The organism is Algoriphagus aquatilis, from assembly GCF_042657405.1.
Lineage (GTDB): Bacteria > Bacteroidota > Bacteroidia > Cytophagales > Cyclobacteriaceae > Algoriphagus > Algoriphagus aquatilis.
The window spans coordinates 36,512-61,277 of sequence record NZ_JBHSKS010000015.1; the positions used below are offsets into that span (position 1 = coordinate 36,512).

Annotated in this window: 25 protein-coding genes; 14 read left to right on the top strand and 11 right to left on the bottom strand. The window is 42.9% G+C overall.

Going from position 1 to position 24,766, the window contains the following annotated elements:
• Positions 1–253: 253 nt before the first annotated feature.
• Entirely contained in the window at positions 254–1,324 is a 1,071-nt protein-coding gene (locus ACFPIK_RS15650; RefSeq protein WP_377916943.1) for a metallophosphoesterase, read from the top strand.
• A 277-nt stretch (positions 1,325–1,601) separates the two neighbouring features.
• Here the strand turns inward: ACFPIK_RS15650 and ACFPIK_RS15655 are convergent, their stop codons facing one another.
• Complete coding sequence (locus ACFPIK_RS15655; protein WP_377916945.1) at positions 1,602–1,799, bottom strand: hypothetical protein; 198 nt, start codon at positions 1,797–1,799, stop codon at positions 1,602–1,604.
• Positions 1,800–2,016: 217 nt separating this feature from the next.
• A complete protein-coding gene (ettA, locus tag ACFPIK_RS15660; RefSeq protein ID WP_377916947.1) occupies positions 2,017–3,696 on the bottom strand; it encodes an energy-dependent translational throttle protein EttA in 1,680 nt (559 codons plus the stop codon).
• A gap of 132 nt (positions 3,697–3,828) precedes the next feature.
• Between ettA and ACFPIK_RS15665 the strand changes: the two genes are divergently transcribed.
• Together ACFPIK_RS15665 and ACFPIK_RS15670 are read left to right on the top strand one after the other, a co-directional pair.
• Positions 3,829–5,079, top strand: coding sequence for a DUF349 domain-containing protein (locus tag ACFPIK_RS15665; protein WP_377916949.1), 1,251 nt, complete (start codon positions 3,829–3,831; stop codon positions 5,077–5,079).
• 75 nt (positions 5,080–5,154) lie between these two features.
• A complete protein-coding gene (locus tag ACFPIK_RS15670; RefSeq protein WP_026952747.1) occupies positions 5,155–5,376 on the top strand; it encodes a DUF2795 domain-containing protein in 222 nt (73 codons plus the stop codon).
• Positions 5,377–5,439: 63 nt separating this feature from the next.
• On the opposite strand, the gene ACFPIK_RS15675 is transcribed toward ACFPIK_RS15670, so the two are convergent.
• The 5 genes from ACFPIK_RS15675 to queA all read right to left on the bottom strand — a co-directional run bounded on the left by ACFPIK_RS15675 (position 5,440) and on the right by queA (position 10,057).
• Complete coding sequence (locus tag ACFPIK_RS15675; RefSeq protein ID WP_377916951.1) at positions 5,440–6,177, bottom strand: LytR/AlgR family response regulator transcription factor; 738 nt, start codon at positions 6,175–6,177, stop codon at positions 5,440–5,442.
• Positions 6,174–7,214: a sensor histidine kinase gene (locus ACFPIK_RS15680; protein WP_377916953.1), complete on the bottom strand. Its 1,041-nt coding sequence runs from the start codon at positions 7,212–7,214 to the stop codon at positions 6,174–6,176. The genes ACFPIK_RS15675 and ACFPIK_RS15680 overlap by 4 nt, the downstream gene beginning before the upstream one ends.
• A gap of 33 nt (positions 7,215–7,247) precedes the next feature.
• Entirely contained in the window at positions 7,248–8,087 is an 840-nt protein-coding gene (locus ACFPIK_RS15685) for a LiaF transmembrane domain-containing protein (protein ID WP_377916955.1), read from the bottom strand.
• 135 nt (positions 8,088–8,222) lie between these two features.
• Complete coding sequence (locus tag ACFPIK_RS15690; RefSeq protein ID WP_377916957.1) at positions 8,223–8,903, bottom strand: 2-C-methyl-D-erythritol 4-phosphate cytidylyltransferase; 681 nt, start codon at positions 8,901–8,903, stop codon at positions 8,223–8,225.
• Between the two features lie 104 nt (positions 8,904–9,007).
• Positions 9,008–10,057 carry a tRNA preQ1(34) S-adenosylmethionine ribosyltransferase-isomerase QueA gene (queA, locus tag ACFPIK_RS15695; protein ID WP_377916959.1) on the bottom strand — a complete coding sequence of 350 codons (1,050 nt, stop codon included), beginning with the start codon at positions 10,055–10,057 and terminating at the stop codon, positions 9,008–9,010.
• 132 nt (positions 10,058–10,189) lie between these two features.
• Between queA and ACFPIK_RS15700 the strand changes: the two genes are divergently transcribed.
• Positions 10,190–11,437 (top strand): ABC transporter permease, encoded by a 1,248-nt coding sequence (locus tag ACFPIK_RS15700; protein WP_377916961.1) that lies wholly within the window; start codon positions 10,190–10,192, stop codon positions 11,435–11,437.
• Between the two features lie 61 nt (positions 11,438–11,498).
• Here the strand turns inward: ACFPIK_RS15700 and recA are convergent, their stop codons facing one another.
• Entirely contained in the window at positions 11,499–12,527 is a 1,029-nt protein-coding gene (gene recA / locus ACFPIK_RS15705; RefSeq protein WP_377916963.1) for a recombinase RecA, read from the bottom strand.
• Positions 12,528–12,682: 155 nt separating this feature from the next.
• Between recA and ACFPIK_RS15710 the strand changes: the two genes are divergently transcribed.
• The 3 genes from ACFPIK_RS15710 (at position 12,683) to ACFPIK_RS15720 (ending at position 15,421) form a co-directional block, all read left to right on the top strand.
• Positions 12,683–13,495 carry a DUF3108 domain-containing protein gene (locus ACFPIK_RS15710; RefSeq protein WP_377916965.1) on the top strand — a complete coding sequence of 271 codons (813 nt, stop codon included), beginning with the start codon at positions 12,683–12,685 and terminating at the stop codon, positions 13,493–13,495.
• 151 nt (positions 13,496–13,646) lie between these two features.
• Positions 13,647–14,336, top strand: coding sequence for a response regulator transcription factor (locus tag ACFPIK_RS15715; RefSeq protein ID WP_377916967.1), 690 nt, complete (start codon positions 13,647–13,649; stop codon positions 14,334–14,336).
• Positions 14,337–14,338: 2 nt separating this feature from the next.
• The gene (locus tag ACFPIK_RS15720; protein WP_377916969.1) at positions 14,339–15,421 is read left to right on the top strand and encodes a sensor histidine kinase; all 1,083 of its coding nucleotides are present in this window, start codon (positions 14,339–14,341) and stop codon (positions 15,419–15,421) included.
• Between the two features lie 211 nt (positions 15,422–15,632).
• Here ACFPIK_RS15720 and ACFPIK_RS15725 read toward each other — a convergent pair whose 3' ends face one another.
• Both ACFPIK_RS15725 and ACFPIK_RS15730 read right to left on the bottom strand, forming a co-directional pair.
• Positions 15,633–16,016, bottom strand: a complete 384-nt coding sequence (locus tag ACFPIK_RS15725; protein WP_377916971.1) for a DUF3037 domain-containing protein — start codon at positions 16,014–16,016, stop codon at positions 15,633–15,635.
• Positions 15,994–16,791 carry a HipA family kinase gene (locus ACFPIK_RS15730; RefSeq protein WP_377916972.1) on the bottom strand — a complete coding sequence of 266 codons (798 nt, stop codon included), beginning with the start codon at positions 16,789–16,791 and terminating at the stop codon, positions 15,994–15,996. Before ACFPIK_RS15730 ends, ACFPIK_RS15725 begins: the two co-directional genes overlap by 23 nt.
• Positions 16,792–17,111: 320 nt before the next feature.
• Between ACFPIK_RS15730 and ACFPIK_RS15735 the strand changes: the two genes are divergently transcribed.
• The 6 genes from ACFPIK_RS15735 to tsf all read left to right on the top strand — a co-directional run bounded on the left by ACFPIK_RS15735 (position 17,112) and on the right by tsf (position 21,982).
• Positions 17,112–18,251, top strand: a complete 1,140-nt coding sequence (locus ACFPIK_RS15735; protein ID WP_377916974.1) for a 6-bladed beta-propeller — start codon at positions 17,112–17,114, stop codon at positions 18,249–18,251.
• Positions 18,252–18,340: 89 nt separating this feature from the next.
• Entirely contained in the window at positions 18,341–19,051 is a 711-nt protein-coding gene (locus ACFPIK_RS15740) for an RluA family pseudouridine synthase (RefSeq protein WP_377916976.1), read from the top strand.
• A gap of 263 nt (positions 19,052–19,314) precedes the next feature.
• Positions 19,315–19,758 carry a 50S ribosomal protein L13 gene (rplM, locus tag ACFPIK_RS15745; protein ID WP_111393130.1) on the top strand — a complete coding sequence of 148 codons (444 nt, stop codon included), beginning with the start codon at positions 19,315–19,317 and terminating at the stop codon, positions 19,756–19,758.
• A gap of 10 nt (positions 19,759–19,768) precedes the next feature.
• Positions 19,769–20,155, top strand: coding sequence for a 30S ribosomal protein S9 (gene rpsI / locus ACFPIK_RS15750; RefSeq protein ID WP_187176960.1), 387 nt, complete (start codon positions 19,769–19,771; stop codon positions 20,153–20,155).
• A gap of 38 nt (positions 20,156–20,193) precedes the next feature.
• Complete coding sequence (gene rpsB, locus ACFPIK_RS15755; RefSeq protein ID WP_377916979.1) at positions 20,194–20,955, top strand: 30S ribosomal protein S2; 762 nt, start codon at positions 20,194–20,196, stop codon at positions 20,953–20,955.
• A 196-nt stretch (positions 20,956–21,151) separates the two neighbouring features.
• Positions 21,152–21,982 carry a translation elongation factor Ts gene (gene tsf / locus ACFPIK_RS15760; protein ID WP_287936260.1) on the top strand — a complete coding sequence of 277 codons (831 nt, stop codon included), beginning with the start codon at positions 21,152–21,154 and terminating at the stop codon, positions 21,980–21,982.
• 152 nt (positions 21,983–22,134) lie between these two features.
• Here the strand turns inward: tsf and ACFPIK_RS15765 are convergent, their stop codons facing one another.
• Complete coding sequence (locus ACFPIK_RS15765) at positions 22,135–23,424, bottom strand: aminopeptidase P family protein (RefSeq protein WP_377916981.1); 1,290 nt, start codon at positions 23,422–23,424, stop codon at positions 22,135–22,137.
• Between the two features lie 111 nt (positions 23,425–23,535).
• Here ACFPIK_RS15765 and ACFPIK_RS15770 point away from each other — a divergent pair, with 111 nt between their 5' ends.
• Complete coding sequence (locus ACFPIK_RS15770) at positions 23,536–24,765, top strand: M16 family metallopeptidase (RefSeq protein WP_377917011.1); 1,230 nt, start codon at positions 23,536–23,538, stop codon at positions 24,763–24,765.
• The last annotated feature ends 1 nt before the right edge of the window (position 24,766 follow it).

Below are 24,766 nucleotides of genomic sequence, written 5' to 3' on the forward strand. Positions count from 1 at the left end.
TCTGGAAAGCTTATTACCCATTCAGATTACTACCAAAAGCTCCATAAACTTCCATTTCAAAATAGCTCACCAAGTGGTTCTTCTTCGAATATTGCTCTTCCTTATTTTCCTTTTTTTCATTGATTGGTATACGTTTCAAGCGTTTAAAACAACTTTCCCAAGTCAGACATGGGTAAAAATTGGCTATTGGCTTTTTTCAATATTAGTTTATACCTACGTCCTCTATGGTTTTTTAACCTTCAGTAGGGAAGCTATGAATCCGAATTTTGGAACGATGGTTTCATTGATGATTTTGTCATTGGTTCCCAAACTGATTATTCTGACATTCCTCTTTGGTGAGGATGTTTTACGGTTTTTTACAGGAAGCTTTCAGTCTTTTTCAGGCAGCCGACAGGGAGACTTTTTACCCGATCGGAGAAAATTCATCAGCCAAACTGCTCTCGTCCTATCTGCCATTCCTTTTGTGGGAATCCTTCATGGCGTCCTGATTGGAAAGTATCGCTATCGGGTGATGAAGCATACACTGGAATTTGATGACTTGCCGGAAGAGTTTGACGGTTTCAGGATCACCCAGATTTCGGATATCCACTCGGGAAGTTTTGATGACAAAAAGAAGCTGGAATACGGCATTGACTTGATCAATCAGCAAAAGTCAGACATCATTTTATTCACCGGAGATTTGGTAAATAATCATGCCGGAGAGATGGAACCCTGGGTAGATACGTTTAAAAAACTCCATGCTCCGATGGGCAAATATTCGATTTTGGGGAATCACGACTATGGAGACTACATGTATTGGTCCAGCCAGGAGGCTAAGGCAGAAAATCTAAAGCGTCTGTTTGAAGTTCAGGAAGAGCTTGGATTTAAGCTTTTACGAAATGAAAACGTCAAAATCGAAAAGCCTGCCCTGAGCGGAGTCGAAGGGGCTGGGGCAAGCATCGATCTGATAGGTGTAGAAAACTGGGGAAAAGGTTTCGCTCAATACGGGGACTTGGCCAAAGCAGCGAGCAACCTTTCGGCAGAAAGTTTTAAAATCCTGATGAGTCACGACCCTTCTCACTTTGACGAGGAGGTCAAAAAATTTGCGCAACATATCCACCTCACCCTCAGCGGACATACCCATGGGATGCAGTTTGGTATCGAGATTCCCGGCTGGATCAAATGGAGCCCTTCTTCCCTCCGCTATCCCAAATGGGCGGGACTATACGAGGAAATGGGCAGGTATCTGCATGTCAACCGTGGATTTGGGTTCTTAGCTTTTCCGGGAAGGGTTGGGATTTGGCCGGAGATTACGGTGTTGGAATTGAGGAGGAAAAGTTCCTAATCATTAGTTTTCACAATTGCATTTAAAGCTTGATTGATAATACACGATATCTTGTATTGTCAATAAAAACTTTTTTTAACTAATTGAAAATCAATATACTACCTAGACGATTTTCTTTCTATTGCGCATCCCCTCCACCACAAATGCTATCGCTCCCCAAACTAATATGACTCCAAGAACCCAGTTTGGAATAAAAAAAGATCCAAGGACTTCACGGTAACTATCAATCCAATTAATATTAAGGGCAAGCCGTGAAGCCAGTCAATTGGTTTTCTGCTCATTTACTCCCTTTTTTCAGCCCAGTCCTTAAAGCAATCACCTGTGCAACCACCATTATAGCCATCGCAATCGCTGTAAAATTCGGCACGTTATATCTCCCTTCCATCCACCATCCGCTGTACCACAAAGACACTCCACCAACCAAAAGCGCGGAAATAAGCAATACCACATGAAAATAGAATCTACGCTTGCTCATGATATAAAAACTAATTGAAAAGTAATAACCTAAAATATTCATAGAAATACAAAACCCCTCGACGATTTCTCCTCGAGGGGCTTAGTTTCAGCTTTCTGATTTTAGCTTTCTGCATTGAAGCCTTCGACTCATGTCTCACTTAGCACCTGACCAACTGGAGTTGGGCAGTACGAGTTGTCAGGCTGACAATCTGAACACTGCAAACTGAAACTGCCTACTACTTAAGGTTCTTATACCGAATCCTTTTGGGAGTCAAATCACCCAATCGCTTCTTCTTATTTTCCTCATAGTCGGAGAAGTTCCCTTCAAACCAATAGACCTGAGAGTCGCCCTCAAAGGCTAAAATGTGGGTACAGATACGATCCAGGAACCAACGGTCGTGAGAAATAATCACCGCACAACCTCCGAAGTTTTCCAAAGCCTCTTCCAAAGCACGAAGCGTATTTACATCAAGGTCATTGGTCGGTTCGTCAAGAAGGAGCAAGTTTCCGCCTTCTTTTAGCGTGATCGCCAAGTGAACTCGGTTTCGCTCACCACCTGAGAGCACGCCTACCTTTTTCTCCTGATCAGAACCGGCAAAGTTGAACTTGGACACATAGGCGCGCGAATTGACTTCCTTGTTTCCCAGCTTCATCAACTCATTTCCTCCTGAGATCAATTGGTAAACCGTCTTGTTAGGGTCAAGCTGATCATGCTCCTGATCGACATAAGATAGTTTAACAGTTTCACCTACTTCAAAATTTCCGGAATCGGGTTTTTCCTGTCCTGTTATCAGTTTGAAAAGCGTGGTTTTACCTGCACCATTCGGTCCGATAATTCCGACGATTCCACCTTGAGGCAAAGAGAAGCTTAAATTTTCAAAAAGCAGCTTGTCTCCATAAGCTTTGGACACATTATTCACTTCAATCACCTTCGCTCCCAATCTTGGTCCAGGAGGAATGAAAAGCTCCAGTTTAGCTTCTTTCTCTTTTGCCTCCTCCCCGATCAATTTATCATAGGCATTCAAACGCGCTTTTCCTTTGGATTGACGCGCCTTGGGAGACATGCGAATCCATTCCAATTCCCGCTCGAGGGTCTTTTGACGCTTGGATTCTGTTTTCTCTTCCTGCTTCAGTCGGTTTTGCTTTTGATCCAGCCAAGAGGAGTAGTTGCCTTTCCACGGTATGCCTTCCCCACGGTCCAATTCGAGGATCCAACCAGCCACGTTATCCAAGAAGTAACGGTCGTGTGTTACGGCAATGACGGTTCCTTTGTAATTCTGCAAGTGCTGCTCCAACCAATGGACTGATTCTGCATCAAGGTGGTTGGTAGGTTCGTCAAGCAAAAGCACATCCGGCTCCTGAAGAAGCAACCGGCAAAGGGCGACACGTCTTTTCTCGCCACCTGAAAGATTCGCCACATTGGCATCCGCAGGTGGGAGGCGAAGGGCGTCCATGGCTTTGTCAAGCATCACATCCAGTTCCCAGGCATTTGCTGCGTCCAGTTTTTCCTGCACTTCCCCTTGGCGTGTAATGAGCTTATCCATCGCATCAGGATCTTCCATAAGCGCAGGATCCATGAATTTCTCGTTGATTTCTTCAAATTCTTTGAGCAAAGCCACTGTTCCTGCTACGGCCTCTTCCACCACTTCTTTGACGGTTTTAGTTGGGTCAAGCTTAGGTTCCTGCTCCAGCATACCCACCGTATATCCCGGTGACCAAACTACCTCGCCTAGAAATTCTTTATCCATCCCTGCAATGATTCTAAGCAGGGAAGATTTACCAGAACCGTTGAGACCGAGTACGCCGATCTTGGCTCCGTAAAAAAATGAAAGGTAAATATCCTTTAAAACTTTCTTTTGTGGGGGGTAAATCTTGGACACCCCAGCCATGGAAAATATGATTTTTTCTGCGCTCATGCCTGTATGTTAGTTACTGTCGATTGTGAATAGATCAAGTCGGCAAAAATATACCTTTCTTAGGATAAGTGAGGGCTAAATGATTATTTTGCAAAAAATCGAAAACGACCACCTATAACCTATTGTAGTATAATGGAACATCCATTTGGATATATCAAAGACGGTAAAGTCTTTTTGAGGGGTTTTTTAGGGCGGAATGATCGCGAAATCGGCGAGGTTAAAGAAAGCGAAAGCTCTACTATTCAGTACTTTGAGACTCGTTTTGAACAAATCAAAGAGAAGGTAGCCAAACTGAAATCAGACATTGAGGAAAACCAGAATAAGGGTTCTTTCCTCATGAAACTCATCCACCTAAGAGACTCACTTTTTGAAAGTGATGCTTTGGGTGATTTCGAACCTTTAATTGAGGAACTGAACCAGCAGGAAATTATCCTTAATGAAATAATTCAGGCCAATCGCTCCAAAAACCTGGAGGTCAAAAAAGGACTGATCCTCGAAGCAGAATCCCTAAAGAACGATACGGACTGGAAAGAAACCGCAGAGAAATTCAAAGAATTGAAGCTCAGATGGATCAAAACTGGACCTGTAGAAAAAGAGATTAACGAAGAAATCGAACAGCAATTCAAAGAGGCTATACAAACCTTTTTTGAAAATCGAAGACATTTCTTTGAAGGCCTCGCCCTTCAGGCTGAGGAAAACATCAAGGTCTATGAGGCATTAGTCATACAGGCGAGAGAAGCACACGACTTACCAGATGCCAAAATGGCCTTCGAGATCAGCAAACGGATCCAAAGAGAATGGAAAGAGGCCGGCAAAGTACCTGCCGAAAAACGTCAGCCACTTTGGGATGAATTTTCCAAATTGAATAATAGGATCTTTTCCAGATACAAGCGAGGTCTCAATCCAGGACCGCAAATGCATCCAAGGGAAGTGCTCCGCAAAATTGAGGGAATGGTAGAAGAGCTGAAAAAAATGGCTCATCAGCCAAGCAGCTATTCCATCACCACGCGTGCGAAGGCTATCCAAGAAGATTGGAAAAAGCTTCCCATGAGAAAACCGAAAGAAGCCAACTTACCGGCTAGATCTTATCAGTTTTTCATGGATATCATTTTCGAAAAGGCCTTCCTGGAAAAACTGGCTCATGGAAAATACGAAGACTTTGACCAGAAAAACCCGCAGGAGCAAAATCAGATTAAATCATCCATTCTCAAGGACTTACTTCATAGAGATCAGAGTGAGTTGGAGACCATGCAAAACAATTCGGATAACTTCCGAGTAGAGACTCCGGACTTTGAGATGATGATGAAAAAAAAGTTATCCAGCCTGAAGCGCAAAGTGGACGTAAAAAACTATATTTTGAAGCAACTTTCTCCTCGATATTGAGTAGAAACTACTTATTGAAAAAATCACTATTCTTGCAACCTTAAAAAATCCGGAACACCTTTTAAAATAAACACTATGTACTGGACACTTGAACTAGCATCCTACCTAGAGGACGCTCCCTGGCCAGCGACCAAGGATGAGCTTATCGACTACGCCATCCGCTCCGGCGCACCACTGGAAGTAGTGGAAAACCTCCAAGAACTCGAAGACGACGGAGAGCCCTATGAAACTATCGAAGAGATTTGGCCTGATTATCCGACCAAAGATGATTTCTTCTTTAACGAGGACGAATACTAAAATGAGAAGCCCTGAATTTCCAGGGCTTTTTTCTTTTTATAGACAGTAAACCTACCCTTCCTTTTACATTCCCAAAACTTGTCTCAGCCGTGTGTATCCTGTTTTACTGACAGGAATTTTTTCTCCTCTTCTAAGCTTGACTAAGTAGGAATCTCGCTCATATGGTTCTATACCAGCAATTTCATTCAGATTGATCATAAAAGACCTGTGGACTCTGGCAAACTTTCCAGGATCCATACTTTCCTCGAGTTGCTTCATGGTCATTTTTTTCAAAAACTTTCCATCAGCTGTATGAATACTTATGTAATCATCCTCTGCTTCGAAATAACTCACCTCAGTGACGGGAATGATCTTTATATCATTTTTCACCCGGACCACCAATCGATTACTTTTCTCAGCCAATAATCTATTTCCAGCTTCATCTTCAAGAAGGGAGGATTCCTTTTGGGAAAATTGAATCAAAAACCGTTCAACCGCCTGCTTAAACCTTGCCGGTGAAAAAGGCTTAAGTAAATAATCCATTGCTTTGGCGTCAAAAGCTTTGAGCGCATATTGATCAAAGGCCGTGGTAAAAATCACCGCTGGAGGTTCTTCCAAAAGTTCCAACAACTCAAACCCGGTAATTTTCGGCATTTGCACATCCAAAAAAATTAGATCGGGCTTATGTTGCTGAATCGCTTTGAGCCCTTGAAATCCATCATGACAAATTTCCAAGATCTGAAACTGAGAAAATGTCCCCAAGTATTCTTGAACGATACCTGCGGCTAGAGGCTCATCATCGATAATTATTGTCCTGATCATACAAACTGAGGGATTTGTAATTGAATAGTGAATAGGCCTTCGTGGGCACTCTTGTGGAGTAAATCCTTACGCCCAAAAAGAAGGTATAACCTACGCTCTACCGAACTTAGGCCAAAACCTGTTCCCTCGGCCCCGACATAATCAGGGTCAAAAGGATTTTGGATCCCTAACACAAGATAGTTGCCTTCCTTTTTACATTTCATCTCGATCTTGACCTCCCCTGTGACGCCATATAGGCCGTGTTTGATGGCGTTTTCGACCAAGGGCTGAATCAATAACGGAGGTAATTTGGCATGCTCAACCTCTTTTTCCATTGAAAATTCCACCTTCAACCGATGCCCAAATCTCACTCTCTCAATATCCAGATACATCTTTAGATAGTTGACTTCCTCCTCGAGCGTAACCCAAGTCTGCACATCCTTTCGGATTGTACCTCGCAGAAAATCCGAAAGAAGAAGGACCATTTCTCTTGCTTTGTGAGGTTGTGACACGACCAAGGCGTTGATCGAATTGAGACTGTTAAACAGAAAATGAGGCTGAAGCTGCTGTCGAAGTTGAGCCAACTCTGCTTCTTTGGAGAGTTCGAGCATTTGTGATTCACGGTTGCGCAGTTCTTCCTGCCTTTCAAGCTTGGACACCACCAAGGCCAAAACCCCAATCAATTGCTCCGCCAGTCCCAGTACCATCCAGCGCAAGTAAACTGACTTTTCAAGAAGCTCCAGATATATGTCATCTTCGAGATACCACCACGAAAGCAAAAATCGGTGTCCATATACTGAAAGTCCACTTAGTGCGACAGGAACCAAAAAGACCAACAAAAGATTTTTTTCCTTGGGTGAATAAAGGCTGAAAACACGATCCAATACAGCCACCCCGCCCAAAAAGAATAATGCAAAAAAGAACGAATCCGTAAAGGCGACTTCTGTCGATAATCCCTCATTGGTCAGTAAAAAGAAACATCCCAAGAGCCAGATGATGCCGGCTCCGGGGATGATCCATTTTCCAAGTCTTGGATTTGAAAATGCGTTTAAAAACAAGGTGATGGTGGTAAAATAGTTGGTTTAATCTCGTCAAAAGGATTTGATTTCCAAGCCTCCAAACAAAATGGTGCCTTTCAATACCACCACTTTGTTGGGATCAACCCCTCCTTCTCGGAAGAATCGCTTGTCTTCCAATCCAGCTGCAATGTTGGTCACCTCAGTACGGATATCCCAATGTGGAGGCACCATCATCTTGACACCACCAAAAATGATATCTACTTGGATAGTCACTACACCATTGAAATCCACTTGGGTCAAATCCAAGTCTGCTCCACCGAATGCAGCAGTCACTTTTCCTCCCTGGAAGTTTTTGGACATCAACTTTCGATTGACCCCACTGAAGATTGCATCGATATTTAATCGATCAGCAAAGGAAGTCCCCGTGGTTCGGGTAAATCCAGATTCAGTACTGGATTGGAAACTGCCAGTTGATCCAGTTTCGTCTACTACTTTGGCCTCTTCTACGGTAGAAGTACTCGAAAAGGAAGTCTTGCTTTTTCGCTCAGACTCCCAATTGCGACGGATATCTTCGAGCACTTTGTTTTCTCGAGTCTTCTGAGTGATCAGGTAAATCCCCAAGATGATCAAGCCCAGTGGCCATACATATTGTCCCAATCCAAAATCCAGGTCAAACTCTCTTTTTAAGAGGAAATAAGCTCCTATGAAAAGAATGACAAAACCAAAGAAACTCTTGAACTCATGCTTGATGATCGAAAAGGTACCAATTACAATTAGGATCATCGGCCAGGTAAGAATCCAATCGGGGATGAAAAATCCGATTTTGCGAAGCAATAGGATCACTCCTATACCGAGAATAATAAATCCGAAAGCGATACTTCCGTCATTTCGAGGTTTGGTGTAGTTGTTCATAGCTGTAAGAATTAAATGATGACCAAAAATATACTGCTGTGATCTGGTCTGGAATCCCTCTTAGGCCAAGGTGTTTGAAAAGTCGGTTAAGGCGGCTAAACAGTCGGTGAAAATGCAAGCTGATTTTTTACCGATTCACTTTTTTCTGGAAAGCAGAAACTCTGCGTACTCCAAGTCCTCTGGTGTGGTCAATTTGATGTTTTCCATATTGCCGTCAATCAGAGTGACCTGCCATCCTTGAAATTCATATACGGTGGCATCATCGGTAAATTCCCCTCGCTCGGGAGTCTCAAATGCCTTTTTTATTTTATCCAGTTGGAAAGTCTGCGGGGTCTGCACCAGTCGGTATTTGTGCCTTTCTCTAAACTGACTCCAACCATCATGAATACTTACTTCTCGGAGCGAATCCTTTAAAGGAACAACAGCGATGGCACTTCCGGATTTTTCAGCCTTTTCAAAACTTTCCTTAATCACACCCCCACTCACAAAAGGCCTGACTGCATCATGAATTGCCACCAATCCTGAGGAAGTCGAGATAGCATCCAGCCCATTTTTCACGGATTGAAATCGTGTAGCTCCTCCCGATACCACTTGATGAGCAAGCGTAAAATCATATTGAAAGCAGAGATCCTTCCAAAATTCAAAATCATCTTTGGGCAAGACAAGGATCAACCGGATTTGAGAGTCAGCATGGTAAAAAGCTTCCAAAGTATGCATCAAGACAGGTTTGCCACCAATGGGAATGTACTGCTTGGAAATGGAAGTCCCCATTCGGGTTCCCCGTCCTCCTGCGACCAAAATTGCAACTTTATCCATGTCTTTGATTTACTGCAAAAGTAACCTGATGGTCGAAACGGCCAATAATTTATGGATCCGAAAAAGAAAACATCATAAAAAAAGCCCCTTTCGGGGCATTTCAATTACAATATCAACATGGCGTCGCCATAGGAGAAGAAGCGGTACTTTTCTTTTACGGCCTCTTTGTACGCTTTCATAATCAAATCGTAACCTCCAAAAGCTGCAGCCGTCATCAGCAAAGTAGACTCAGGGAGATGAAAGTTAGTGATCAGAGAGTTGGCAATTTTAAAGTCATAAGGAGGAATAATAAATTTATCCGTCCATCCGCTGCTGGCCTTTAGCCTTCCGCCTGCAGTTACCGAAGATTCGACTGTCTTCAGAGAGGTAGTTCCCACCGCTACTACTCTTTTTTTATTGTCCAATGCCTCATTGACCAGGTCTACAGTTTTTTCAGGAATAAAATAATTCTCCGAATCCATCTTGTGTTTGGTCAGATCCTCAACATCCACTTGACGGAACGTACCCAAACCTACGTGAAGCGTTATGGGAGTTACTTCGACACCTTTCAGCTCCAGTCTCTTGAGTAGCTGTGGAGTAAAGTGTAGACCTGCAGTAGGTGCAGCTACGGCACCCACGTTTTTAGCAAAAACGGTCTGATATCGCTCACGGTCTTCCGGTTCAATCTTTCTTTCGATGATTTCTTTCAAAAGAGGTGTTTCACCTAAGGTATCAATGGTTTTTTCGAATTCTTCCTGATTTCCGTCAAAAAGGAATCGAATCGTACGGCCTCTGGAGGTAGTATTGTCAATAACCTCAGCCACCAGATCACTGTCACCAAAGTACAGCTTGTTTCCAACTCTGATTTTTCTTGCAGGATCTACGAGCACATCCCAAAGACGCAAGTCGGGATTCAATTCTCTCAATAGGAAGACCTCTATTTTAGCTCCGGTTTTTTCCTTGTTGCCATAAAGACGAGCAGGAAATACTTTGGTGTCGTTTGTTACAAATACGTCCCCTTCACCGAAATATTCAAGGATATCCTTGAATGTCCGATGCTCAATTTCACCTGTTTTCCGGTGAACGACCATCAATCTGGATTCATCTCGATTGTCTGTTGGATAGAGGGCGATAAGTTTTTTGGGAACGTCAAATTTGAAATCTGATAATTTCATAGATAATCTTTAGGAGTCTGACTCGATATTCTAACTCGGTGATTTTGATTTGCTTTAAAAAATGCAAAGTTAATAACAATAATGCCCAATTTCAGCTAACTTGACAAATTGTTTTAACCAACTATTGATCGTATGCTGTTTTTCCAACTCACTTGGGAAAGTTTCAGGTTTGCCGTCACCGCCCTCAAATCAAATCTCACCCGCACCATCTTATCCCTTTTGGGGGTTACCGTGGGTATTTTCGCCATCATTGCAGTGTTTACCCTCGTGGATTCCTTAGAAGGAAAAATAAAATCTTCCTTTGCTTTCCTTGGAACCAATGTAATGCGGGTAGATCGGTTTCCATTTGCCAATGGACCGCAGGATTATCCATGGTGGAAATATTTTCAACGACCTCCAGGCACCTTTGCAGAATACAAATTTCTGGAAGAGAGGCTCAAAAACGCGGATGGAGTGACTATTTCTGCCTCCTCAAATGCTACCATTCAAGCAGGCAGCAATTCATTTGAAGGCTCAGCTTTGACTGGAATTGCTTACACCTATCAGGATGTTTTTGAAGTCGCTTTGGAGGAAGGCAGATATTTTTCGGAATCCGAAATCAATGCTGCCAGAAACCTGATCATCATCGGAAAAAAAATAGCCACGACCCTTTTTCCCAATCAGCCGGCACTCGGCAAAGAAGTAAAAATCAAGGGAATGAAGTTTACGGTTATTGGGATTTTTGAAGAAGAAGGTGAAGGCTTTCTGGAACTTCCTTCCAAAGATGAAGCCTGCCTGATCCCTTTTGGGGCATTTAGCAAAATGTACTACACAGGAAAAAATGGACTTGAACCTACCATTGCTGCCAAAGGTCGCGATACAGACATTGGTTTGGTAGCCCTAGAAAATGAAATGACAGGCTTGATGCGGGCAAAAAGAGGATTAAAACCTACTCAAGAGGACAATTTCGCATTGAATAAAACTGAATTTATCCAGAACGCGATCGGTTCAATCTTTGATGTGATTTCTGTGGCAGGATGGGTAATTGGAGGATTTTCGATCTTGGTCGGAGGTTTTGGAATTGCCAACATTATGTTTGTATCGGTGCGTGAACGTACCAATATCATCGGTATTCAAAAATCATTAGGTGCCAAAAACTACTTTATCTTATTCCAATTCCTTTTTGAGGCAGTCTGCCTGAGTTTGATTGGAGGAGGCACAGGAATTATATTAGTTTACCTTCTCAGCTTTGTGCAGCTGGGAAGTCTGGACTTGATTCTCTCCTTTGAAAATATCATCCTGGGATTGGGTGTTTCTTCTATTATTGGTGTGGTAGCAGGAATAGTACCTGCCACCTTGGCTGCAAGAATGGACCCTGTAGAAGCAATCCGAACTGCTTAATTCAACCCCAATAAAACAAAAAAGGAGGCGATTGCCTCCTTTTTTGTTTTACTTTATCTTATTAATCTTCCAAATCTACGGTTGGTTCGGTAGGAAGAAGGCCAGAGGCGGCCTTAATTTTTCCTTCCAATTCTTCCATCAATTCAGGATTATCCAAAAGTAAATTCTTGACCGCGTCGCGTCCTTGTCCCAATTTTTCTCCATTGTAAGAGAACCAAGAACCAGCTTTCTTGATGATTTCCAACTCTACACCCAAGTCAATCACTTCACCTACTTTGGAGATTCCCTGGCCGTACATGATGTCAAATTCAACTACTTTGAAAGGAGGCGCTACTTTGTTTTTTACCACCTTCACTCGAGTTCTATTACCAAGCACATTGTCTGCACCTTCCTTGATCTGGCCTACTCGACGGATATCTAAACGAACCGATGCATAAAATTTCAAGGCATTACCACCCGTCGTGGTTTCAGGATTTCCAAACATCACGCCGATTTTGTCACGGAGCTGATTGATAAAAATACAGGCACATCCTGTCTTATTAATTGCACCGGTGAGCTTTCTTAATGCCTGAGACATCAATCTTGCCTGGAGCCCCATCTTGCTCTCTCCCATTTCGCCTTCTAATTCTCCTTTCGGAACCAAAGCTGCCACCGAGTCAATGACGATGATGTCAATGGCGCCAGACCGGATCAGATGTTCCGCAATTTCCAAGGCCTGTTCACCATTGTCAGGCTGAGAAATCAATAGGTTTTCAGTATCGATACCTAGTTTTTCAGCGTAATTTTTATCAAATGCATGCTCCGCATCGATAAATGCTGCCAGACCACCTGCCTTCTGAGCCTCGGCGATACAGTGCATGGTCAAGGTTGTTTTACCTGAAGATTCAGGTCCGTAGATTTCAATGACCCTTCCTCTTGGTATTCCCCCTACTCCCAATGCCATGTCAAGTCCTAAAGAACCTGTGGAAATAGCCGGAACATCCTGAATTTTATTGTCACTTAGCTTCATGACGGTTCCTTTACCGTATGTTTTTTCAAGCTTGTCGATGGTGAGCTGTAAAGCTTTGAGCTTTTCTGCGTTATTACTCATAAGAAGTTTATAAAATGAAATTTAAATTGTTCAAGTTAAGCAAACACGGAGGCATAACCAAGGCGGTAGCATCTATTGTTTTCGGACACCAAATTCGTACTTTTAATCATCCTTACACTCTTTTTTCGCGTATTTATCCACAAAGCATCCAGGTTTTGTCACGTATTGTCAGATATCCAGTGAATCTCTTCCTTAAAATTATCTTGGTGATTGGCCTTTCGGCCACTTGGGCGAAAGGTCAATCCACTGCCAAAAATACCGCATTCACTTTTGGTGAGGAATTGCGCTTTGAAGTGACTTATGGCTGGCTAGATCTGGCAGAAGCCAAATTGAAAGTGGATAGAAAAGCAGTTTTGGAAGGAAACAAAGCCCACTACAAAATTGACGCTTTTGGAAATACCAAAGGTGCAGCAACTTTGTTTGGAAGAGTAAATGACAATTGGGGCACGCATCTAGATACTAATTCCCTACTACCTAGTTTGTCCTACAGATATATCGAGGAAGGAAAATATCGAAAGAATGAGAAGGTCTATTTTGATCAAATTAACAAAAAAGCTAAAGTGGAACTCTACGATAGAGAAAACAAAGCTCTGAAAGAAGTGAAAGAATACAAACTACCCGATCAAGTGCAGGATCTCGTCAGCGGATTTTACCTCTTGCGTGCGATGGATTTGACCAACTTGAGAAAAGGACAACAAATTTTGATCACCGGATTTTTTGACAAAGAAATATATAACCTAAAATTAATATTCGAGGGAACTGAAAAGCTGGAAACAAGTCTAGGCACAAAGGAAACCTACGTCTTCTCTCCTCAGCTTCCCAAAAACAAACTATTCCGGGGAGATTTTCCTGTGAAAGTCTGGGTCACTAAGGATCAGAACAAAATCCCTGTCAAAATCAAGGCGAATCTATTTATCGGATCATTGAATATCGATATTGCATCCGCTAATGGATTGAGAAACAATTGATTCATATTGAGTTAACATAAAATTAACAAGAGGAGTAAAATTCAAACTTTTCTACCTTTTGGTCTTGAAAATCTACACTACGACCAATGATTGTTTGGTTCTAGTCTTTGAATATTCCTTAATTTTAACCTGACTATTAAGAAATCCTTTCATGGCAGACAAACAAAAAATTAAGGTTTTGGTGGTAGATGACGAGCCAGACATCGTCGAAATCCTCAAATACAATCTCCAGAAAGAAGGCTACGAAGTCGCTACAGCTGAGGACGGGATCAAAGCAGTAAAAACTGCCACGAAGTTTCAGCCGGATGTAATCCTACTCGACATCATGATGCCCAATCAGGACGGTGTCGAGACTTGCCTGCAAATTCGCCAGATTCCCGAACTGAAGCATGCCTTTATTATCTTCCTCACTGCACGCATGGAAGAATATTCCGAGGTAGCTGCATTCGACGTAGGGGCAGATGACTACATCACCAAGCCCATCAAACCTCGGGCACTGATGAGCAGAATTGCCGCACTTTTCCGCAGGGAATCCAAAAAAGAACAGGAACAGGCCCAGATCAAAATCCGTGATTTAGTCATCGATCGGGGCAGCTATACCATCGACAAATCCGGCAAGACCATCACCCTACCCAAAAAAGAATTCGAACTGTTGTATTTCCTGGCCAAAAACCCTAATATGGTTTTCAGCCGTGATGAACTTCTCCACAATATTTGGGGATCTGATGTATTTGTACTCGCCCGCACCGTGGATGTACACATCCGAAAAGTCCGAGAAAAAATCGGGGAAGACTACATCACTACGGTCAAGGGAGTAGGATACAAGTTCGACTTAGGATAACAATGCTGACAGGTTCCAGAGGGATATCTTTCATACTTGCCATTGCCATCGCCAGTTTGGTAATGGCATTTTTGTCTTTGATCCCTTCCACATCCATGACCGTCCTTTGGGGAGCCCTGATTTTGGCTTTTTCCATTTCTTACCTGCTGATCAATATCACCTTGGAATTCTTGGTCTACCGCGAGATCGGCAACATTTATAATCTCCTAGACAAAATTCAAAAGAAGGACCTTTCTGAAATTCAGGACAAATCAATCCGGTCTTCTTCTCTTTCTCCCCTTCGAAAAATCAACTCCGTCATTAATTCTTATGCCCTTGCAAGGCAAAGAGAAATTGAAACACTCCAGAAAAATGCAGAATTTCGAAGAGAATTCATCGCAGATATCTCGCACGAGCTGAAGACTCCCATTTTTGCCACACAGGGGTACATCCATACCCTACTCGATGGGGCAATTGACGACAAGCAGGTGCGGATGAAGTTTTTGAAGAAAGCAGCAAAAAGTCTGGATTCGCTAGACCACCTCGTCCAAGATCTGCTCACGCTCAATCAAATGGAAAGTGGGGTAATCAAGTTTACTTTTACCGAATTTGACCTAAAGGATCTTATTCAGGAAGTAATTGAGGAATTGGAACACAAAGCATCCAAACGTGAAGTGAGGATCAAACTGGATGTGGAGCATTCGAAAACCTATTCCACAATAGCTGATAGACAAAAAATATACCGTGTCTGTCAAAATCTGATTTTCAACGCAGTCAAATACAACCACAACGGCGGAGAAGTCATCGTGGGTATAAAAACCAGTAAAAACCAGATTCAGGTAGATGTCAAAGACAATGGGCTCGGTATTCCCCCTGAAGATTTAAAGCGGATTTTTGAGAGATTCTATCGGGTGGAAAAAAGCAGGTCTAAAGAAAAAGGCGGAACTGGACTTGGACTCGCGATTGTCAAACATATTCTGGAAGGCCACAAAAGCAAAATCTCCGTGAGTTCTACCGTAGGAAAGGGGTCCATTTTCAGCTTCCAACTCCCTCTCGAAAAAGAAAAGAAAGTTCAGGAAAAAGAACCTACAGAGGCCAAAGCCTGATTTTTGACAAGCTCTAGCTGTCCTGTTTCACCTGAAGCTGGACCTAATTATCTTATAATTAATGGATTTGAGGGAAAATCCTGCTTTCGGAAAAGCTGGGTGACAGCTTACAGGAAACCAAAACCTTGGCGTCTTCCGCGACTTTGCGAGACATGCTTAGTCCTGCTTTCGGAAAAGCAGCATACATACTAACCTCTAAGTAATGAGACCCTTAGGAAACATATTCCTCAAAAAGCTTTTCCAAAGTCTCCTGTAAATCCTCCGTAAATCCCGAGTGCGGACGGGAGGTCTGAAGCATTGAGCTCCTCATTGCAGTCAGCCATCGAAATCTGGAAGCCGCATCCTGCTTGCCTATAGGATTCCCGTTGGGATCGCCTTGGCAGATTTTTTCAAAGGATTCAAGGTAGCATTCAAAAACAGAAAAATCTGATAGTGGATCCAAAGCCAATAATTTCTCCTTTGGAAGATGGATTTTGCAGGCGATGAAATTTTGCCGCTTACAGCAAATCACCACACCCACATTGACAAATTCCTCACGCTCTACCCGAGGAACCAGCCGAATCACCGCATATTCAAACAAGTGCCTTCCTTGCATCTTCCGCCTGGTTTAAGAATACCTGAGAATTTTCCAGCCTCTTGGCCAAAAAGTCTACATACACAGCCCGCGCTTCATCGGCGGTCTCCACATCTCGCGATGCCAGAAGCCACTCATCGGGAACCTCTGAGACAACTTCCTGAATCATGGACATCGTGATCAATGACTTCATTTCCTGATCCACCTTCGCTAAAAGGCTTGCCTTAGGCAACAGTACATGATCCTTAATCATGGCAAATGGGCTGAGTGCCTGACTTTCCCAATTTTCCCAAGTATGATGAAAAAGAAAAGAAGCCCCGTGGTCGATCAGCCACAGCTCACGATTCCAAATAAGCAAATTCGTATTTCGGAACGTCCTGTCCACATTGGTAATCCAGCTGTCAAACCAGACAATCTTCGATGCCAATTCTTCATCCACCTGACTTGCCCCAGGATCAAAGGTCATTGCTTTGGACAAAAAATGCAGCGCGAGATTTTGCCCCTGAGAACCTTTGAGCAAATCCTGAATCTCCTCATCTCCCTCTGAATTGCCAAAAGCGGCATCGAGCTCGGCAAACACGATCTCCGGCACTTTAAAGCCCAATCTTCGAGCTAACTCTCCTCCGATCAGTTCCGCGATCAGCGCTTTTTCCCGTTGGCCTGCACCTCGGAATTTGAGCACATAATTAAAGCCATCATCCGCCTCAGCCAATGCCGGCAAGGAACCGCCTTCTCTTAAGGGCATCACGTATCGGGTGACATTGACAGAACGAAGGTTATTCGAGATTTCAGTCATTTGCGATATGAAAGGATGGCTAATTCTAGATATTTTTCTTGACAGAAAGATTTTCACGAAAAAAATTACGCTATCTAATTGATTATTAGTATGTTTTTTTTAACGACCAATATGAAAAATTCACTTTACTAAAAATTATACTTCTCAGTTTTGGATTTATTCCAAGTCATTTTTGTGCTCAAATCTACAAATAACCTAACTTTTATGGGCGATATCAGTCTGGTTGCCGAGCGATTGTAGAAAAATGCAGGTATTCAGGGAACTCTTATTGCATCATTGCCGACCAAATCCCTTGTTCGGAAATTTGCCCTATTCCTCAAATGTTTAGATCATCTCTTTGTTTTTTGATTCTAATCGGGTGTACATCACCGAATGAATCTCCTTTGGACCGTGTAGTAATCCCTATCGAAAAGCCAATCCTAAAAATCAGCGCTGTCGTAGAAGAAATTGATTACACCACGCTCCATGATATTCCTTCCTATTTCTTGGGCAACATTGATAAAATCATACTAGCAGAAGACTTAATAATTGCCGGCGATATTTCCATCAAACCTGGAATAATTATATATGACCTAAATGGAAATGTAAAAGGATCTATCAACCACTTTGGTGAAGGTCCCGGTGAGTTTACTCACATCAATGATTTCAGCTACGATCCTATCAAAAAGCTGATTATTCTTTCCATGGTGGGTAAAATTATTTACTATGATTTGGAAGGAAACTTTGTGAAAGAATCTAGAACAGAGACACTTTATTACAAATTCATTTCAATAGATGACAATCAAATCTTGTTTTACTTGCCTCAAGTCTCAGCACAAGAGTTCATTGGATCAGGCTATGAAAACGGCATTCTATTTCTTGAAAATCCCGAGGTAAAAAATTCAAAAAGAATTCTACATCACACTTTTAATAAAGAAACAAAAACGCCTTACATGATGGAAAGAGATGTATTCCAAACCGGGATTTCAGGCGAAATTGCGTTCTCACATTATTTTAACGATACTATCTACATCCTTGACAGGGAGTTAAGGACTACAAGAAAAATTCTCGTCGATCTTGGCGAGTATAAATTAGACAATAGGCACTTTGAAGGCTATGACAGTGAAATAGACGCCCTCAATGACCTTGGGAATAAAGCCCTAAATCAAAATCAGTTATTATATGACGGGGAGTATCTGGGCGGTAGAATACTTCAGGACGGAAATACCTTTTTCTTCATTTCAAATCTGAAAAAACAGGACACCTGGAGTATTGGGAATTTTGAAAATGACTTGGATGGCGTAATGTCATATTTGCAGCTTAGGGCACTGAAGGAGAAAACGCTCTACAGTGTACACCGAATCGAAGAACTTCCACCTTATATTCTTGAAAACCCATCAAAATATAATTTCCCAGAAAACATCACTGATAATCTGTATTTTATTGCGAAGTATAAATTGAAGGAGTTGGACAATGACTAATTGCTGAATTGAATCGATATCTTCCTTTAAATTTTTTGAAGCAGCATTTTATACTACTTTTGCACCCTCTTTGAAGAGGCAGGAGATCCATGAAGAAAGTAGATTTTCAGAACCTTATACTGTTTGAAAACGAGGATTACCTGGTGATCAACAAGCCACCTTACCTTTCGAGCTTAGACGACAGGCACGAGGCGCAAAACATCCTTGACCTTGCCAAGGCGCACACAGCAGATGCCCAGCTGTGTCACCGACTGGACAAGGAAACCTCAGGATGTCTGGTGATTGCCAAGCATCCAGAGGCCTACAGGCACTTGGCCATTCAGTTTGAAAACAGAGAGGTGGAGAAAGTCTACCATGCCGTAGTGGAAGGAATTAAGGAATTCAGCGAAGAGCTGGTAGACCGTAACCTTTTGGCAAACAATAAAGGAATCGCCAAAGTAAGTAAAGAGGGAAAGCCCGCGCAGACCATCTTCAACACCTTGAAGACCTATTATGCGCATACCTTAGTTGAGTGCAAGCCCATCACCGGTCGCCTGCATCAGATTCGGGTTCATTTGGCTTACCTCAAGTCTCCGATTTGTGGAGACACTTTATATGGAGGCAATCCCTTATACCTTTCTTCACTCAAGCGCCGCTTCAATCTCAAAAAAGACACCGAAGAGCTTCCAATCATGCAGCGGGTTTCCCTGCATGCTTATTCGATTCGGTTTGCGGGTTTGGATGGCAAAGACATTTCAGTCAACGCACCCTATCCAAAAGATTTCCAGGTTTTGGTACAGCAATTGGAAAAAAACGCCTGATCAAGCCGGATTAAGCCCTGCAAAACCAAATCTTCATTGGAGACAAACACCTAAGCCTATGAAATCGAGCAGCGCAAAAAGACTCAAAATGAGAGACGCACAGCCTTGCGAGATTCCATGTGACCAATAAAACAATTATAACCACATGAAAATTAGCGCTTAGGATTGTAAATAGTTTGCATAGAAAAATAAATGCTTCTATCTTTGTGTCCCTTTTTGGGGTCGATAATTAATTAATAAGCTAAAAATTAAACAGTTACAAAGTGGATACTCTGAGCTATAAAACCATCTCAGCCAACAGCTCCACCGTAGAAAAGCAATGGGTGATTGTGGATGCCCAGTCTGCTATTCTTGGACGCTTGGCGAGTGAGGTTGCGAAAATCCTGAGAGGAAAGACGAAGCCTAGCTTCACTCCTAACGTAGATTGCGGCGACAATGTGATCGTAATCAACGCTGACAAGGTAAGACTGACGGGAGACAAGTGGGACGCAAAAGTATATGTGCGCCACACCGGTTACCCAGGTGGACAGCGAATCTCAACTCCCAAATTGTTGAAGCAGAAGTCTTCAACCATTTTGATTGAGAAGGCTGTAAGAGGCATGTTGCCTAAAAACAGATTGGGAAGCAAGTTGTACGGTAACCTGTACGTGTATGAAGGATCTGAGCATCCACATGCCGCACAGCAGCCAAAAGCCATCACCCTTTAATCGCTAAATCATGGAAATGATCAACACAATCGGTAGAAGAAAGACCTCCGTAGCCCGTATCTACATGACTCCGGGAAATGGTAAAATCACCGTAAACAACAAGGCAATTGAAGTGTACTTCCCATTTGACCTACATCAGATTGTCGTAAAGCAACCTCTTGCCCTAGTAGGTGTAGAAGGTAACTACGACGTCAACATCAATGTAGACGGTGGTGGTATCAAAGGACAGGCTGAAGCAGCTCGTATGGCAATCTCCAGAGCGCTATGCGAATTCGATGCTGAGCACAGAGGTCCTTTGAAAAAAGAAGGTTTCCTTACCCGTGACCCTAGAATGGTCGAGCGTAAGAAGCCAGGACGTAGAAAAGCAAGAAGAAGATTCCAGTTCTCTAAGCGTTAATCGGAACGATCTTCATTCAATAGAAAACAATTTCATTCATGTCAAAAATCGAATACAAAGACTTACTGGATGCTGGTGTTCACTTCGGACACTTGACGAGAAAGTGGGATCCAAGAATGGCTCCATATATCTTTATGGAGAAGAACGGTATCCATATTATCGACCTCAACAAAACGCTTGCTTGCCTCGACGAAGCATCCAACGCAATCAAGCAAATCGTACGTTCCGGCAAAAAAGTAATGTTTGTCGCTACGAAAAAACAAGCCAAAGATCTAGTAGCTGCAGAAGCTCAGCGTCTGAACATGCCTTACGTGACCGAAAGATGGTTGGGTGGTATGTTGACCAACTTCGCTACGATCCGTAAGTCCCTCAAGAAAATGTCAGGTCTTGAAAAACTGATGAAAGAGGACGCTTACAAGAACTTGGCTAAGAAAGAGCGTCTGATGGTAAGCCGTCAGAAAGACAAAATGGAAAGCGTATTGGGCGGTATCTCCGACCTAAGCAGACTTCCTGCCGCTCTTTTCGTAGTGGACATCAAGAGAGAACACATCGCGATCGCAGAAGCTCAGAAATTGGGCATTCCAGTGTTTGCTTTGGTAGATACCAACTCTAACCCAAATGAGGTGGATTTCCCAATCCCAGCAAACGATGACGCATTCAAGTCAGTGTCTCTATTGGTAAAAGCATTCGGCGCAGCTATCGAAGAAGGTCTTTCTGAGCGTAAGAGAGACAAGGACGATGCTAAACTTTCTGAAGAGGAAGAAGCAAAAAGAGCTGTGGACGCTGAAACACAAGAATAATCCACAATCGATTTGAATACACAAAATTGAACATCTGGCTTAGGTCGATGTTCAATTTTTTGTTTTTGCCTGACTTGAGCCTACCTGCTTCAGTTAACAAAAACATCACGTTGCGAGGACTTTTTTACTTCTAATTTTGGCCTCCGACACACCAAAATGAATTCTATAATCTGTTGATAAATAAACTGATCACACAATGGCAATTACTGCACAAGACGTAAACAAACTGAGACAAATGACCGGTGCCGGTATGATGGACTGCAAAAAAGCTTTGACAGAAGCGGAAGGCGACTTCGAAAAAGCAGTGGACATCCTCAGAAAAAAAGGTCAAAAAGTATCTGCTTCCAGAGCTGACCGCGAAACCAAAGAAGGCGTGGTGGTAACCCGCGTAGCGGATGGCGGAGCAAAAGGCATCCTTCTATCATTAACTTGCGAGACTGACTTCGTGGCTAAAAACGAAGAGTTTGGTGCTTTCGCAAATACTTTGATCGATTTGGCTGTAAACAACGGATGTACTGCTACGGAGCAGATCCTTGCTTTGCCTTTCGACAACATTACTGTAGCTGAGAAAATCATCGAAATGACTGGTAAAATCGGTGAGAAAATCGAAATCTCTCACTATGAAGTCATCAACGCTGAGAAGGTAGTTACCTACATCCACTCCAATGGTAAATTGGGTGTATTGGTAGGAATGGTGAACACTTCCGGTGCTGACGTAGAAGAGGCAGGAAAAGACGTAGCAATGCAAATTGCAGCGATGAACCCAGTTGCTGTGGACAAAGATGGTGTAGATGCTTCTATGATCGAGCGTGAAATCGAAATCGGTAAGGAGCAGGCAAGAGCTGAAGGTAAGCCAGAAGAAATGCTTGAAAAAATAGCTATGGGCAAGCTTCAGAAGTTCTACAAAGAAAGCACCTTGTTGAGCCAGCAGTTTGTGAAAGACAACTCCTTGTCTATTGCACAATACCTGAACAACGTAAGCAAAGGCTTGACTGTAAACGCATTTAAGAGAATTTCTATCGGTTAATTTTCCGATGCACTATTCATAAAAAACCCTCTCGGATCGCTCCGAGAGGGTTTTTCGTTTTTATAGCTCAGGTACTTTTCCAAAGTCTGGAACTTTGGAATGCATATTTCACTTGCCCCAAGACCTGTTTACCCTAGACCTTCTTTTCTCATTTAGGAATTCATCAAGCTCTCAATCTCCTCGGCCTCGATCGGAATATTTCGCATCAAGTCGAAATAGCCATTTTCCTCTATCACAATATTGTTTTCCAATCGGACCCCTATCCCCTCCGCAGGAATATAAATCCCAGGCTCCACGGTGAAGACCATTCCTGTAGTAATTGGATAGTGCATGGTGCCCACATCATGTACATCCAATCCCAAATGGTGGGAGGTGCCGTGCATGAAATACTTTTTAAAAGCAGGCCAATTAGGATCCTGATTTTTGATATCGGTTTGATCGATCAATCCAAGACCCAATAGTTCCGACTGCATAATCAGGCCCACTTCTTTGTGATAGTCTTGGATATTGATACCCGGTCTCAAGATAGAAGCGGCTTCCCGATGCACTCTCAAAACAGCATCATAGACCGCGCGCTGTCTCGCTGTAAATCTTCCATTTACCGGAATGGTCCGGGTCATGTCTGCATTGTAATTGCCGTATTCTGCTCCTACGTCAAGCAAAAGTAATTCCCCGTCCTTACAGGCTTTGTTGTTTTCTATATAATGCAACACACAAGCAGAGGCACCGGAGGCAATGATGGGTTCGTAGGCAAATCCCTTACTTCGGTTACGGATAAATTCATGAATGAACTCAGCTTCGATTTCGAATTCGGTTACTCCAGGCTTTACGAAAGAAAGGATTCGACGAAACCCCTTTTCGGTAATGTCGCAGGCAATTTGCATCTGATTGATTTCTTCCTGTTCTTTCACCCCTCGCAACTCATGCATAATTGGCGCTAGACGTTCGTACCTATGAAGCGGGTAGCGCTCTTTGCAGCTTTTGATAAATCTTGCATCGCGAGTCTCTACGATTATTCCAGCTCTCAAGTGCTCATTGGTATTCAAATAGATCTTTTCTGAGAGATTGGCCACCCAACTGAAAATATTCTCGAAAGCCGAAAGCCACTGAATATTTTCAATCCCTGAAGCTGCCTTTGCTTCTTCTTTGGTGTATTTGTGGCCTTCCCACACGGCAATATGCTCGTTGGTTTCTCTAAGGAAAAGCACTTCTCTCCAGGCAGGATTCGGACAATCCGGCGCGATCAACAAAATGGTCTCTTCCTGATCGATTCCAGTGAGGTAAAAAAGATCGTTGTTTTGGCGAAACTTCATCGTCCCGTCCGCATTCGTCGGCAGGATATCGTTGGCATTAAAGATGGCCACAGAGTTCTTGGCGAGCTTAGCCGCCAGTTTGGCTCGATTGCGGATATATAGTTCTTTGGGTAAGGCTTGGTATTTCATGATAAGATTAATATCCGGGCAAGTTAATAAATCATGCCATTCCTAGGAATCAAATTCCGGGATAGAGGGTTTCAACTTAAATTTGTACTTTCCAAAAAGGAACAGCGCAGCATGCATTTAAATATTAAAGAGCTACCCAACGGAATCCGAATCGTACATCAGGAAGTCACTTATACCCGACTCGTGCATTGCGGATTCATATTAAATATCGGTAGCCGTGACGAGGACAAGGAGCAGGAAGGTTTGGCCCATTTTTGGGAACACATGGCTTTCAAAGGAACTCACAAGCGAAAAACCTTTCACATCATCAATAGATTGGAATCTTTGGGAGGAGAACTCAATGCCTACACCACCAAAGAGAAAGTCTGCTTTTATGCATCTGTGCTAAAAGATCATTATCCCAAAGCAGCCGAACTCCTCTACGACATCACCTTCAATTCCACTTTCCCTGAAAAGCAAATCGAAAAAGAGCGACAGGTCATTCTAGAGGAAATGGCCATGTATCGGGATTCTCCGGATGATTCCATCCAGGACGATTTAGATGCCTTGGTCTTTGAACATCACGCCCTGGGCAGAAATATTTTGGGTACAGAGGAAACGGTGGGAAGATTCCAGCAGCAGGATTTCTTTGATTTTATTTCTACCCGACTGGACACTTCTCAACTCATATTTTCTGTAGTGGGGAATATTTCCTTCGAAAAAGCTCTAAAAATCATCGAGGGCCCACTACGCGAAATTCCAAGTAAGCGGACGCTTTATGTAAGAAGTGGTTTTCATGACTACCAACCCAAATTCAAAACGGTCCAGCGAGATGTCACCCAATCGCTTTGTGCCATGGGTAGACCCGCTTATTCCTTGCACGACCCCAACCGGTTCAAACTTTACCTACTGAATAATATCCTTGGTGGCCCAAGCATGAACAGCCACCTCAACCTTTCGTTAAGGGAAAATTACGGGTATGTATACAGCATCGAGTCGAGCTATCAACCGTTTTCAGACACCGGGTTCTTTGGAATTTATTTTGGCACAGAAGAAAAGACCCTAAAAAAATCTCAGGCCATCGTGCAGCGGGAGATGGAAAAACTCAGAAGCAAAAAATTGGGCAGCAATCAGCTGCATTCTGCCAAAGAGCAAGCCATTGGACAGATGGCCATGGCAGAGGAAAATTATGCTGCCTTAATGCTCGTCTATGGGAAAAGCTTGATCGATCACAATAAAATCGACTCATTGGATAGTATCTTTGAGCAAATCAGGACGACTACGGCTGAAGAACTCTTAGAAATTGCTCAAGACATCTTTCATCCCGATCAACTGAGCTACCTGATCTACACCCCAAATTGAC